Origin of the sequence: Zymobacter sp. IVIA_12111.31 C1, assembly GCF_047495495.1 — a bacterium.
Taxonomy (GTDB): Bacteria; Pseudomonadota; Gammaproteobacteria; order Pseudomonadales; family Halomonadaceae; genus Zymobacter.
This window is the reverse complement of the sequence record NZ_CP179930.1, coordinates 1,889,674-1,902,133: the sequence shown is the minus strand read 5'-3', so window position 1 is coordinate 1,902,133 and position 12,460 is coordinate 1,889,674. Positions and strand designations below refer to the sequence as shown.

At 56.0% G+C, this 12,460-nt stretch carries 13 protein-coding genes; 5 read left to right on the top strand and 8 right to left on the bottom strand.

Features of this window, described 5'->3' with window-relative positions:
* The first annotated feature begins 257 nt into the window (after positions 1-257).
* The 3 genes from dapA to ACMHYW_RS08680 are packed head-to-tail and all read left to right on the top strand — an operon-like array spanning position 258 to position 2,181.
* Complete coding sequence (gene dapA, locus ACMHYW_RS08690; RefSeq protein ID WP_414499599.1) at positions 258-1,133, top strand: 4-hydroxy-tetrahydrodipicolinate synthase; 876 nt, start codon at positions 258-260, stop codon at positions 1,131-1,133.
* Complete coding sequence (locus ACMHYW_RS08685; RefSeq protein ID WP_414499598.1) at positions 1,134-1,409, top strand: hypothetical protein; 276 nt, start codon at positions 1,134-1,136, stop codon at positions 1,407-1,409.
* A complete protein-coding gene (locus ACMHYW_RS08680) occupies positions 1,396-2,181 on the top strand; it encodes an MBL fold metallo-hydrolase (RefSeq protein ID WP_414499597.1) in 786 nt (261 codons plus the stop codon). Before ACMHYW_RS08685 ends, ACMHYW_RS08680 begins: the two co-directional genes overlap by 14 nt.
* Positions 2,182-2,459: 278 nt before the next feature.
* Here ACMHYW_RS08680 and ACMHYW_RS08675 read toward each other — a convergent pair whose 3' ends face one another.
* From ACMHYW_RS08675 to ACMHYW_RS08665, 3 genes are all read right to left on the bottom strand, one after another.
* The gene (locus ACMHYW_RS08675) at positions 2,460-3,191 is read right to left on the bottom strand and encodes a ComF family protein (RefSeq protein ID WP_414499596.1); all 732 of its coding nucleotides are present in this window, start codon (positions 3,189-3,191) and stop codon (positions 2,460-2,462) included.
* Positions 3,192-3,602: 411 nt separating this feature from the next.
* Positions 3,603-4,043, bottom strand: a complete 441-nt coding sequence (locus ACMHYW_RS08670; protein WP_414499595.1) for a deaminase — start codon at positions 4,041-4,043, stop codon at positions 3,603-3,605.
* 605 nt (positions 4,044-4,648) lie between these two features.
* Complete coding sequence (locus ACMHYW_RS08665; RefSeq protein ID WP_027705996.1) at positions 4,649-5,131, bottom strand: FKBP-type peptidyl-prolyl cis-trans isomerase; 483 nt, start codon at positions 5,129-5,131, stop codon at positions 4,649-4,651.
* Positions 5,132-5,454: 323 nt separating this feature from the next.
* Here ACMHYW_RS08665 and ACMHYW_RS08660 point away from each other — a divergent pair, with 323 nt between their 5' ends.
* Positions 5,455-6,099, top strand: a complete 645-nt coding sequence (locus ACMHYW_RS08660; RefSeq protein ID WP_414499594.1) for an MBL fold metallo-hydrolase — start codon at positions 5,455-5,457, stop codon at positions 6,097-6,099.
* A gap of 77 nt (positions 6,100-6,176) precedes the next feature.
* Here the strand turns inward: ACMHYW_RS08660 and ACMHYW_RS08655 are convergent, their stop codons facing one another.
* Positions 6,177-7,778, bottom strand: coding sequence for a TerC family protein (locus ACMHYW_RS08655; RefSeq protein ID WP_414499593.1), 1,602 nt, complete (start codon positions 7,776-7,778; stop codon positions 6,177-6,179).
* A gap of 423 nt (positions 7,779-8,201) precedes the next feature.
* On the opposite strand from ACMHYW_RS08655, the gene ACMHYW_RS08650 reads away from it, so the two are divergent.
* Entirely contained in the window at positions 8,202-9,212 is a 1,011-nt protein-coding gene (locus ACMHYW_RS08650; RefSeq protein WP_414499592.1) for an adenosine deaminase, read from the top strand.
* A 144-nt stretch (positions 9,213-9,356) separates the two neighbouring features.
* Here the strand turns inward: ACMHYW_RS08650 and ACMHYW_RS08645 are convergent, their stop codons facing one another.
* From ACMHYW_RS08645 to ACMHYW_RS08630, 4 genes are read right to left on the bottom strand one after another with little or no spacing between them, the layout of a single operon-like run.
* Positions 9,357-9,701, bottom strand: coding sequence for an antibiotic biosynthesis monooxygenase family protein (locus ACMHYW_RS08645; RefSeq protein ID WP_414499591.1), 345 nt, complete (start codon positions 9,699-9,701; stop codon positions 9,357-9,359).
* A 36-nt stretch (positions 9,702-9,737) separates the two neighbouring features.
* Positions 9,738-10,490 (bottom strand): ATP-binding cassette domain-containing protein, encoded by a 753-nt coding sequence (locus ACMHYW_RS08640; RefSeq protein ID WP_414499590.1) that lies wholly within the window; start codon positions 10,488-10,490, stop codon positions 9,738-9,740.
* On the bottom strand, positions 10,487-11,479 hold the full coding sequence (locus tag ACMHYW_RS08635; RefSeq protein ID WP_414499589.1) for a FecCD family ABC transporter permease: 993 nt from the start codon (positions 11,477-11,479) through the stop codon (positions 10,487-10,489). Before ACMHYW_RS08635 ends, ACMHYW_RS08640 begins: the two co-directional genes overlap by 4 nt.
* Positions 11,476-12,339: a heme/hemin ABC transporter substrate-binding protein gene (locus tag ACMHYW_RS08630; protein ID WP_414499588.1), complete on the bottom strand. Its 864-nt coding sequence runs from the start codon at positions 12,337-12,339 to the stop codon at positions 11,476-11,478. Before ACMHYW_RS08630 ends, ACMHYW_RS08635 begins: the two co-directional genes overlap by 4 nt.
* Positions 12,340-12,460 lie beyond the last annotated feature (121 nt).

Genomic DNA, 12,460 nt, shown 5'->3' with positions numbered 1-12,460 from the left:
TAGTCTGTGTAGTGGCAAGCCTATTTCATTTGGTAACGCTTGTCAGGATGCGATGGCCTTGCTTCTCCAGCCTGTACAGCAACCTGTCGTATCAGTACCATTCGTATCAGTATACCGGACGCGCTGGATAGTCGTAGTCGCCGCCTTTGTGCCCATTGATGGCAAGGTTTCTCCCGACGAGCGATCGAAAACCGGTAAGATAGAGAAAACGATAACAGGCCGGTAGTGCATGCCGGGCAGCTTAAGGAGCTTTTCGAATGATCACAGGTAGTATCGTTGCATTGGCGACCCCCATGATGCCCAATGGCGACATAGACTGGCCTGCTCTGCGTCGTCTGGTAAATTTCCATCTGGAAAACGGCACTGACGGTATCGTCGCGGCAGGAACCACCGGTGAGCCTTCCACCATGACAGTGGAAGAGCACTTTGACGTTATTCGTACGGTCATCGACGAAGTGAACGGCCGAGTGCCGGTTATCGCAGGCACAGGCGCCAACGCTACTTGGGAAGCCGTCAATCTGACGCGCTGGGCCAAAGAAGCGGGTGCAGATTGCTGCCTGTCGGTCACGCCGTACTATAACCGTCCTTCTCAGGAAGGGCTGTACCAGCACTTCAAAGCCATTGCTGAAGTCGGTCTACCGGTCATCATGTACAACGTACCGACACGTACGGGCGTCGACCTGTTCAACGACACTATCTTCCGCTTGGCCGAGCTCGATAATATCGTCGGTCTGAAAGAAGCTACCGGTGATCTAGAGCGTGATCAGGAACTGTTCGACGTGCTTAAGGGGCGCGATTTCGCGCTGTACTCGGGTGATGACTCCACAGCCTGCGATTTCATGCTGGCCGGTGGTCACGGTGTCATTTCGGTCTCCACTAACGTGGCTCCAAAAGCCATGCATGCGCTGTGCGAAGCTGCGCTGGCCGGTGATCGCGAACGCGCGCATCAGATCAATGCGCGCCTGATGTCGCTGCACAACGCGATGGGCGTCGAAGCTAACCCGATTCCGGTTAAATGGGCGCTGCAGCAAATGGGGCTGGCGAAGGAAGGCATCCGCCTGCCGCTGACACCGCTGTCCGAGAAATACCACGCGACCGTCATTGGTTCCATGCAGCAGGCTGAGGTGCTTTAAATGAAACTGTCACGGACGACATGGGGAATTGCTGCGCTGGCGATGGTTGCGGCACTGACGGGTTGCCGCGGTGGTGGTTACTACCACGACCGTAACACCGAATACGTCAATGCCGAACTGACGGCTCCGCTGGAATTGCCAGCGACGCGCAACAACTTCAATTACCATGACGCAATGCCTGTGCCGGCCGTCAATACGACGTTCCAAGCACCGCAAGGGCACTTCGAAGTTCCGCGTCCACAGGGGTTGACCGGCACAGATAATGTCGCTAAGTGATACAACGGCAACACGCATCGCATCATTGGGAAGCGGTAGCAAAGGCAATGCAACGCTAATCGCTTCCCGTGAAGCGCTGATCATGGTGGACTGTGGGTTGGGCATACGCGACGCTACGGCGCGCATGGCACGGCTGGGTATTGCCCCTGACGCGCTGGATGCCATCCTGCTGACGCATGAACATGGTGATCATATCCGGGGCATCAAGTCACTGGCGCGCCGATATGACATTCCCATATACGGTACGGCAGGTACGTGGCTGGGCGGTAAGCTGGAGCCTATCAGCGATTACCGCTTCATTGTGCCCGAGAAGCCGTTTTCGATTGCTGACCTAGATATCGACCCCGTCACGGTGCCGCACGACGCACGTGAGCCCGTTCAGTTTGTCGTGACCGCAGGACAGCACCGCATTGGCCTGTTGACCGATCTGGGGCACGTCACACCTCATATTCGTCAGCGCTTTACAGGCTGCGACGCGCTTTTTCTTGAGTGTAACCACGACCTGCGCATGCTGGCTGAAGGGCCATATCCCTTTGTGCTGAAGCGCCGTGTGGGCGGTGATTGGGGACACTTGGCCAATACCCAGGCCAAGGAACTGCTGGCGTTCTGGGGAACCGACAGGCTCCAGCATATCGTGGCTTCCCATCTGTCGGACAAGAACAACCTGCCTGAGCTAGCGTTCGACGCGTTGCGTCCGTTGCTGGACGGTGCAGAAGAGCGGCTGCATATCTCAACGCAGACGCACGGTATCGAGTGGCAGACATTGAGCTGATCGCTCATTGGACGGCTATGGCGGTGATAGTGATCATATGACGTAGCCGCCATCCTCCTTACCGTTTTTCAACTTTGCTGTGTTTTGTTGACTCTCCCCGCTTATCGCGCCGTATCATTTTTTGCTTTTTGCTTTTTGCTTTTTGCTTTTTGCTTTTTGCTTTTTGCTTTTTGCTTTTTGCTTTTTGCTTTTTGCTTTTTGCTTTTTGCCACCTACCACCTACCACCTACCACCTACCACCTACCACCTACCACCTACCACCGTGGCTGCATTGCCTGTCAGCACGTGGTGTGCAGTTCACGCCATGCGGAAGGTGGCGTGCGGGCAATAGCGAGTGCTTCTACGCGTCTGGCACCTTGTTGTCGGCAGAGGATGGCTAGCGCATTGAGCGTGGCGCCTGTGGTCATGACATCATCCAGCAGTACGATATGCTTTCCTGTTACATCGGTTTCGATGGAAAAAGCATCCTTCATTAGTTTCAATCGCTGGCGTCGGTCAAGGTGGCGCAGTGGCGGTGTGTCATAGCGGCGATGAGCGGTTATACGGGGCATGCGACGAGTCGAAGGGCACAGTGTGGCCAGCCAGTCGATGTGATCAAATCCGCGCTGGCGAGCACGATGAGGGTGCTGTGGAACAGTCAGCAGCCATGCCTTTTGCGGTGGATGAAAAGCCTTGCCCATCAGCTCGGCTAGCAGTGATGCTGCTGGTAATGCGGCATGAAACTTAAAGGCGTGCACCAACGCCGGTGTATCTCCTGTATACAGAAGAGGTGCGGTTGCACGATGAAAGCGGGGACGACGCAGGCAGCGGGCGCAGCATAGGCCATCCTCGACAGATGAGAGTGGCAGGGCGCAGCAGTAGCAGCACGGCCTATTACGGGGCAGAGCATGTATGCAGACCGTGCAGTAGCCGCTGGCATGCAGGGTAGGACGCTGACACAGCGGACAGTGCCCCGGCATGAGGCGTATCAGCCGTCGTTGCAGTTCAGCAATAAAAGAATGAAAGCTCACAGTGGTGGCTCCACGGAGAATGGCTTTCTCTTAGACGACAGCGGGATAGGTGATTTGAATGGGGCAGGAAAAAACGTAAAAAATTAGTGAAGAAAATGCGCTAGTGGTCGTTAACTCGGAAGTGGCACGAATAAGATCAGTACAGATAAGCTTTAAAAAAGAAAAGACCCGCAGGGTAAGGCGGGTCCAAGGGTAAATAACTTGACACGGAATTGCTACGTACCTGAGTTGACGGCTCAAGGTACGTACGCATTTTGAAGGCTAACTTTCACTGACGCAAATCAGAATTTCTTTCATTGGTGAAAGAAACTGTATTCCTCTCTCGATAGAGGCGTTGACCTTCAAAAAGTAGAACACAGTATAAGGATAGCCTGCGGCGTGTAGCGTAAAGAATAGCGTGTGGTACAGCGGCTAGTTCATAGCGTATCGGTCAGGCGTCCAAAGTTCGACTTCGACGCCGTTTAGTCCGAGAAGCAGATTGCCCTGTTCGCAAGATTCGTAGTCGGGTTGATCGCCATAGTGATCGGGGTGCACGACACGGCGTACGCCCGCGTCAAGGATCGCTTGACTGCATTCTAGACACGGGGGCGACGTCATGTAGAGCGTAGCGCCCTGACAGTGTTCTCCAGCCTTGTGCAGTACATTGACAGCGGCATGGTAGCGATGGCCGTGATGCGGCTTGTGTGACGAAGACGGTGGTGCCGATGCCCGACTGAGAGCTGCTTCATGAAAGCCATGAAATGTTTCTCCCGAATGGCTTTCGAGAAGGGCTCCCTTGGAGACGGACGAGACAGGGGCAAGCGCCCTTGAATTCCTAAATAGGGCCAAGATCGGATCGTATCGTTTATTCATTACAGTCATCCGGATCGCTTGCTAAATATGAAGAAAGAGGCGACAGGCGTCTTCTCAAGGTAATTATTGACAATAATTGTAGGTATTCCTGATAAATTATCCAAAATGTTCAGGTCGAAATTTTACTGACCTTTTGTGCAGGTGTGCATAAAGCCACCTTATTGCCTGAATGTAAATAGTTATCTGCTCATGCCGGTATTAACTTCAGGCACAACTACTTATAGCGTAGAGAGTGCATTAGTCGCGCGCCCATTATCTCCCGATTACTGACGCAGGTGTGACGACTACCGCCTCTTGCGCTGTGATAATGCCTTTCGGCGGTTGATATAACGGCTATTTCACGGTGGGCATTTACTGCACAGTGGCAACAAGGGCGATTAAAACGTGTCGCAATGCATTGTCTCGACAGGCTTATATTGTCCGATCCAGCGTTAATCAATGACATATCGGTCAATGTATATGGTACCGATACGTTTCGACTTCATTTTACTTACCCATGTAAATCCCACGGGTTTTGTATTCAGCCTGAATGAGTGCACAAACGCAATAGGCCCCGCTGACTTTTAAGCCAGCGGGGCCTATTCGTACCGTGCTAAGCGTTAAGCTTAGTGGTGTACGCCACCTGCACCGTGAACGTGGCCGTGTGCCAGTTCTTCTTCGGACGCTTCACGAACGGAATCGACGGTAACGTCGAAGTGCAGTGCTTGGCCTGCCAGCGGGTGGTTGCCGTCAACGGTGACAGTGTCGCCTTCAACGTCAACGACGGTAACCAGCAGCGGGCCCTGTTCGGTCTGTGCCTGGAACTGCATGCCCGGTTCGACGTTTTCAACGCCCTGGAATGCTGCGGCCGGAACCTGCTGGATCATCTGCGGGTTCTTTTCACCGTATGCTTCGGCGGCTTCGACGTGAGCGGTCAGTGAATCGCCAGCTTTGTGGCCTTCCAGCTGCTTTTCCAGACCCGGAATGATGTTGCCCGCGCCGTGGATGTACGTCAGCGGCTCACGGCCTTCGGAGCTGTCCACTACTTCTCCAGCATCGTTGGTGAGCTTGTAATGGAAAGCGACGACTGAGTTCTGGGCAATCTGCATGATAAAAGCCTATATAGCGGTAAGTGCATGGTCGCGACGGAGTGATGCTGTCCGTACGCGGCGTTTCTGCATGATGGCGGCTAATGCCGCTTGTATAAGAGAGTGGGCATCATACCCGTCGATTTCAAGGGGAGTAAGCGGCTTTTTTGTGTGAAAGGCACTATGACACACGTCCTGCTGTGCAATCGCTCTTGTTTGCAGTGTCCTTTGGGCCAGGGCGCTTTTTGCATGTCATCCCTATTGGGGGTGTTGCATGGTGGGACGTGCTCAGGCAGTGTGCCTTTCATCTGTTACTGACAACCCGTTGCTGAGAAGGCTGTGCCATGAAATACGAAACCGTTCCCGTGACACCGTTCATGCAAAACTGCCGCATCGTCTATTGCTCGAACACGCGAGAGGCGGCCATCGTCGATCCCGGTGGCGATATCGAGCGCATTCTGTCCGTCGTGCAGTCCTTGAAGGTAACGCCTACCCAGATATGGATCACACACGCGCACTTAGATCATGTCGGTGGCGTTGCAGCACTTCAGCACCTCCTTGATATCCCGGTCATTGGTTCTCATCTAGACGATCAGGTCCTGATTGATGGACTGCCTCAAGCCGCCGCGATGTTTGGCCTGCCAGTGCCTGAAACCTATGTGCCGACGCGTTGGCTGGAGGAAGGCGATACGCTGGCGTTGGGCCAATTATCGTTTGAAGTGATGCACTGCCCGGGTCATGCTCCGGGGCACGTGGTGTTCATCAACCGAGAAGCGCGCTGCATGCTGGCAGGCGATGTGCTGTTCCAGCACAGTATTGGACGCACGGATTTGCCCGGTGGCAATGCCGAACAGTTGCTAGCGTCGATTCGACGCCTGTGGCCGCTGGGGGATGATATGCGGGTACTGTCGGGGCACGGTGAACCTACGACGCTGGGTCATGAGCGGCTACATAACCCGTTTGTTGGCGTGAATGCGCGCCCGTTCTAACGGGAGGAGCGGTTCCTTAGACCAATAAAAAAGGCTTCCTCATTGAGGAAGCCTTTTTGTTATTTACGAACCTGTGTCTAGCGTTCGGCCGTATGGTCCTTGAAGATCAAGCGTACGGTCGTGATACGGTGCCGTTCCACACCCAGCACTTCAAGACGCCAGTCTTCGATGTCCACTACGGTACCGATGTAGGGCAGCGATTCCAGTCGGTCCAGCACAAGTCCTGCAAGCGTTGCATAGTCCTTGCTGACAGGAAGAGGCAAGGGCAGGTACTGGTTGATGTCGTGAATGTCTTCACTGGCATCAATATCGAAGATGCCCGGCTCGACTTCCACCACGATCTCTTTGGCGCTTTCGCCCGGTTCTGGCAGCTCGCCTGCGATTTCTTGCAGAATGTCCTTGATGGTCGTCAGGCCCTGCAGCGTACCGAACTCATCGACGATGAAGGCAATGCTCTGGCCTGAGTTACGGAAGTGCTCAAGCGCTTCGATGACCGAGACGTTTTCGAGCAGTACCAGCGGTTGCTGAATCAAGTTCGAGATGTCCACCGAGCGCTGGTGCATCAGCGGGATCAGCAGTTCACGCTTGTCGAGGATACCCACCGGTTCGTCGATATTGCCGCCGTCTACAACGACAAGGCGAGAGTGACGGCTGTGCTCAATCGTGGCGATTTGGGTGGCATGATCGTCGTTGCGGTCCAGCGTTTCGATATCCTGACGCAGGGTCATGATCGTTTCGATCGGCTTTTCAGCCAGCGACAGTACGCCCATCACCATGCGGCGCTCGGAAGCGTCAAACAGCGGTACGGCTTCCAGATCGCGCTCGGTAACGTCAGCCGAGCCTGCGGAAACTTCGTGGCGTTCGGCCGGCACGGTATGGATGGACAGCTCAGGACCACCGATCAGGCGCATAACGGCTTCAGTCGTACGCGCGCGACGTCCACCACGACGGCCGACCGCCTGAGTGACACGGCGACGACGCAGCTCCTGCAGCATTTCGATCAGCACTGAGAACACGATAGCGCTGTAGACATAGCCTTTCGGGATATGCACTTCGAAGCCTTCGCAGATCAGGCTGAAACCGATCATCAGCAGGAACGACAGGCAGAGCAGAATCACCGTTGGGTGCTTGCTGACGAACAGCGTCAGCGGCTTGCTGGCGATCATCATCACGCATACGGCGATGACCACGGCAATCATCATGACCGGGATGTGTTCGACCATACCGACAGCGGTGATGACCGAGTCGATCGAGAAGATGGCATCCAGCACGACGATCTGCGCCACGACGATACCGAACGTGCTGTACTCGACATGCTTGCCGGTGGCATGGCTGGACCCCGGCGAGATGTGTTCGTGCAGTTCGCTGGTGGCTTTATAGATGAGGAAAAGCCCCCCGACGATCAGTATCAGTCCTCTGATGCTGACACCGTGATCCAGGATATGGAACAGCGGGGTGGTGAGCTTCATGAGCCACGACACGCTGACGAGCAGCAACAAGCGCATGACCAGCGCCAGCGCCAGACCAGTGATGCGTGCACGGTCGCGTTTCTCAGGAGGCAGCTTGTCCGCGAGAATAGCGACGAAGACAAGGTTGTCGATGCCCAGGACCAGTTCGAGAAGTACGAGGGTCAGTAGACCCGCCCAGGCTGTCGGATCGGTGAGCCAGGCAAGTATCACGATAGATCTCCGTCATAAATGAACGATGCACAGTGAGATGTGCGAAGTGAAAAGGCGTTGAAAGCGGCGCGGACAGACCGTGCTGTCAGCCCCTCAGCGACATGGATATGGGTAGAGGTCGCCTGCCGCAGCGGGCTTGTCGAGGTATACAGCAGAAGAGATGTGAATGGCCAACATCGGTGAGGGCCTTCTGGTGAGGTGGACAAGCGGGTTTCCTTTATTGTCTTAAAGCCAAGAGTCTAGGGGTTTGGTGAACGGATTTCCAGCGTGAAAGAAGGGCATAAGGGTTCATACTTATGGTAATTATTGCCATAATATTACCCATACACTATGACATGGCCCTCGCAACCTGGTATCGCAACTCGATATCGGTTCATTGCGAGGGTCATGTCATAACTGAAATATGCCATGACGGGATCGAGAATGAGCCTAACTGAATTCATCTGTGGACTGCCCAAGATCGAGCTTCACCTTCACATCGAAGGCACACTGGAGCCGGAACTGATGTTCGCCCTGGCCGAGCGCAACGGCGTGGCGCTGCCCTATGCCACCATCGACGAGCTGCGTGCCGCGTATGACTTCCACAACCTGCAGTCATTCCTTGACCTGTACTATCAGGGCATGAACGTGCTGAAGACCGAGCAGGATTTCTTCGATCTGGCATGGGCATACTTCACTCGCTGTGCGCAGGATAACCTCAGGCACGTCGAGTTCTTCTTCGACCCGCAGGCGCATTTGGAGCGCGGCGTTGGGTTGGACGTTCAGTTCGCCGGACTGAACCGTGCGTGCAACGAAGCAGAAAAAGAGCTGGGCATCACCAGCAGCATCATTCTGAGCTTCCTGCGCGACATGACAGAAGACTCTGCGCTGGCCACGCTCGAAGCGGCATTGCCGTATCGTGAGCACTTCATCGGTGTCGGCTTGGATTCTGCTGAAGTGGGCAACCCGCCGGAGAAATTCGTACGAGTCTTTGAACGTGCACGTGCGGAAGGCTTCCATGCGGTGGCACACGCGGGTGAAGAAGGGCCGGCAGATTATATCCAGCAGGCACTCGATCTGTTGAAGATTGAGCGTATTGACCACGGTGTGCGCTGCGTTGAAGACGACGCGCTGATGAAACGAGTAGCGGAAGAGCATATTCCGCTTACCGTTTGCCCGCTGTCGAACCTGTATCTGAAAGTGATCGACCGTATGGAAGATCATACGTTACCGCAGTTGCTGGCGGCGGGTTTGAAGGTGACGCTTAACTCCGACGACCCAGCGTATTTCGGTGGCTACATGAACGATAATTTCCTTGCCGTTCAGAAAGCATTCTCGCTGTCCCGCGAACAGTGGGTAACGCTGACGCGCAATGCCATTGATGCCACGTTTGCATCAGCGGCTCGCCAGCAGGCATTGCACGACGAACTGGACGCGTATATCGCAGCAGCGTAATCACGCGATAGCGAAAAGAGCGTGGAAAAGGGGCCATCTGCCAATGCAGACGGCCCCTTTTTATATATGAGGTTATATATAAGTGCCTATGAGTATGCCGTGATGCAGCGCGGGTGACGCACTTGCCACATCAGTAGTCGGTCATCACGCCTTCAGCAGCGTCTGACCCTGTTCGTTCAGTGCCTGTATGACCTCGAACCCTTCGAAGGCGGGCGGAGCGACATGCATGCCAATATGCGCATGGGTACGGTCTGGCGCATGGGCTTTCTGGAACGCTTCCGAAGTGCGCCATGCTTCGAAATCATCGCGTGATGCCCATTCGATGTTGGACACGTAGAGCACATAGTCATCGGTTGCCGGACCACGCAGCAGCTGGAAGCGCTGAAATCCCGGCAGCGTATGCAGATAGACTTCGCGAGACAGCCAGCGCTGTTCGAAATCGTGAGCGGCGCTGGGAAGGACCTTGAAACGGTTGGTGGCGATGAACATGGGAGCTCCTGATAAACGCGGATCAAGCGTCTGTTGTTACGGGGTGAGGTGAAGGATGTCCGAGCGGATGGGGTCAATCGTGACATCCGCATCGAAGGCATTAGCGATAATGTGGGGCTGGATAACGTCATGGACATGGCCCGCGGCGATGCGCACGCCCTTGTCCATCAGCCACAGTCGGTGGCAGTAGGTAGCCGCCAGTGACAGGTCGTGCAGCACGCAGACGACCGTCAGACCGTACTGGCGCGTCAGCCTGATCAGCAGACGCATCAGTTTCTGTTGCTGCCCGATATCCAATGCACTGGTGGGCTCGTCCAGCAACAACAGGCGCGTAGTGGGGGCCTGTGTATCGAGCAGGCGGAGCTGACACAAGGCTCTGGCAATGCTGACCCGTTGCCGCTCACCGCCGGACAGCGTATGCAGGTGGCGGGAAAGAAAATCGGTGAGTCCTAGCTGTGCGGCCAGCACGCTACATTGATGGCTGTCATCAAGTGCATTGCCGAGCATCAGGTAGTCGCGTACCTGCCAGTCAAACCCCTCTGCTTCACGCTGAGCGACCAGCGCACGCTGTCGGGCCAGCACTTCCAGAGGTATTGACGCTAGGGGAACGCCGTCCATCACGACTTGGCCCATCGTGGGCGTTCGGTATCCCGACAGCAGACTGAGCAGCGTGCTTTTGCCCGCACCGTTGGGCCCAATGATGCCCACCAGTTCACCGGCGTTGAGCGTATCGCTCAGCGGTGCAAGATGAGGTGTTCCCGCGAGTGCGATTGCATCCAGTGTCATCATGTGGTTCTTCCTATTGGGCGCAGCTGCCACAAGAAATAAGGGCCGCCCAGCAGGCTGATCAACAAGCCGACCGGCAGTTCGGCAGGAAGAATAAGCGTACGGGCCAGCGCATCTGCCATAACCAGCAGCGTCGCTCCGGCCAGCATTGACGCCGGCATGAGATAGCGATGGCTGGGTCCCAGCACCAGCCTGAGGGCGTGAGGAATCATTAATCCCAGAAAGCCGATGATGCCTGCGAGTGCGACGCTCAAACCGACACCCAGTGACGTGGCCAGAATGACACGGCGCTTGAGGCGAGCGGTATCGAGTCCTGCGGTATAGGCGGTATGCTCACCCAGCTGCATCAGGTCCAAGCCGGGGGCGCTCTTCAGCAGAGAGAGCAACGCCAGTGGAATGATGATGAGTGCCACGATGGCGCTTGACCACGGTGCGTGGGCGAGACTGCCCATGCCCCATAGACTGAGCTGCCGCAGCTGTTCATCGCTGGCCAGAAATGCCAGCAGACCGCTGATGGCGCCCGCAAGAATACTGATGGCCATCCCGGTTAGTAGCAGCATCATCATAGCGCTGGAGCCTTGATGATGATGGCCTCGATGGAAGATGATCAGGCTGACGGCCAGTGCGCCAATGAACCCGGCAATGGCCTGCATGGGAAGCGGCAGGTCGAGTTGCAGGCTGTCAAATACCACGACCCATAGCGCGACAGCCAGTGCGGCACCATTGGCTTGTCCCAGCAGCGTTGGATCAGCCAGCGGATTGCGGAACAGCCCCTGCATGGCGGTTCCTCCCGCTGCCAGCATGGCACCGATCAAGAGCCCCAGCAGCACACGGGGTAGGCGCAGTTGCCACCACAGCCGCCATTGTGGTGCGCCCAGATCAAGCGACAGCGGTAGCCCTAGTGCACCGCTACAGGCTCCGATAGCGACTGCCCCTACTAGGGTAATCCCCAACAGCAGCATCACCCGCTGAGCACGAATGCTTGTCTTCATTGTGCCGCCTGATGGGCAAGGTCCGCATGCAGGGTCAGTAAGGCAGTAGGTGTTCGCTCACCGAACCCTAGCAATGCTTGCTCATCAACGACGACCAGCCGTTGATGTCGCCCAGCCTCGGTCGTGTTCATTCCGGGAATGGCCCATAGCCCGGCGGCACCGCCCATGGTGTTCAGCGTTGCGGCGGGAACGATGATGACGCTGGGATTCAGCGTACTGAGTGATTCACTGCCCAGTCGTCGGTAGCCGCTAATGTCAGGAAGCGCATTCGTATTGACGCCTGCCAGTGTTAGGGCCGCCTCGGCCGCCGTACCGTGGCCTGCTACCATCGGCGCGCCGCCGCCGTGGCTCATGAGATACAGTGGACGAACCGAGAGCTTGGGCAATGTCTCTATCTGCTGGATCTGCGCTTTCAGATGAGCCGCAAGTGTCCGCCCTTGTACCTGTGCGCCGAGGGCCTCGGCGATCAGTTCGACCTTACGTACGATTGAAGGCAAGTCATGCTGGGCCGGAATGCGTACGACCCGCAGGCCGCTACTTTCCAGCTGATCTATTACCTCTGTGGGCTGAGCGGCTTCGCTCACCAGCAATGTGCGAGGGTGCAGCGATAGCACGCCTTCCAATGTCAGCTGGCGCATATAGCCTACTGAAGGCAGCGCTGCTATTTCGGCGGGATACGTCCCCGTATCATCACGCCCGACCAGCTGGCGGGTCTGGCCTAGCGCCGCGGTGATTTCTGTAACATCTCCACCAATGGCTACCGTTCGACTGGTGGCCGCCTGCGCCGTAGCACTGAGCATAGCGATCGCGAACGCGCTGGCATGCAGCCAGCGTGGAACCCTTCGAGCCGTTCTTTTCATCTGATGCTTCCCGCCGATTTAATGTTGACTAAAACGGTACACATTGAAAACGAATTACGCTACCGTGTAAATGCTAATGATAATATTTCTCATTAGAAGAGATGCACGGGCCGCCTAGCGT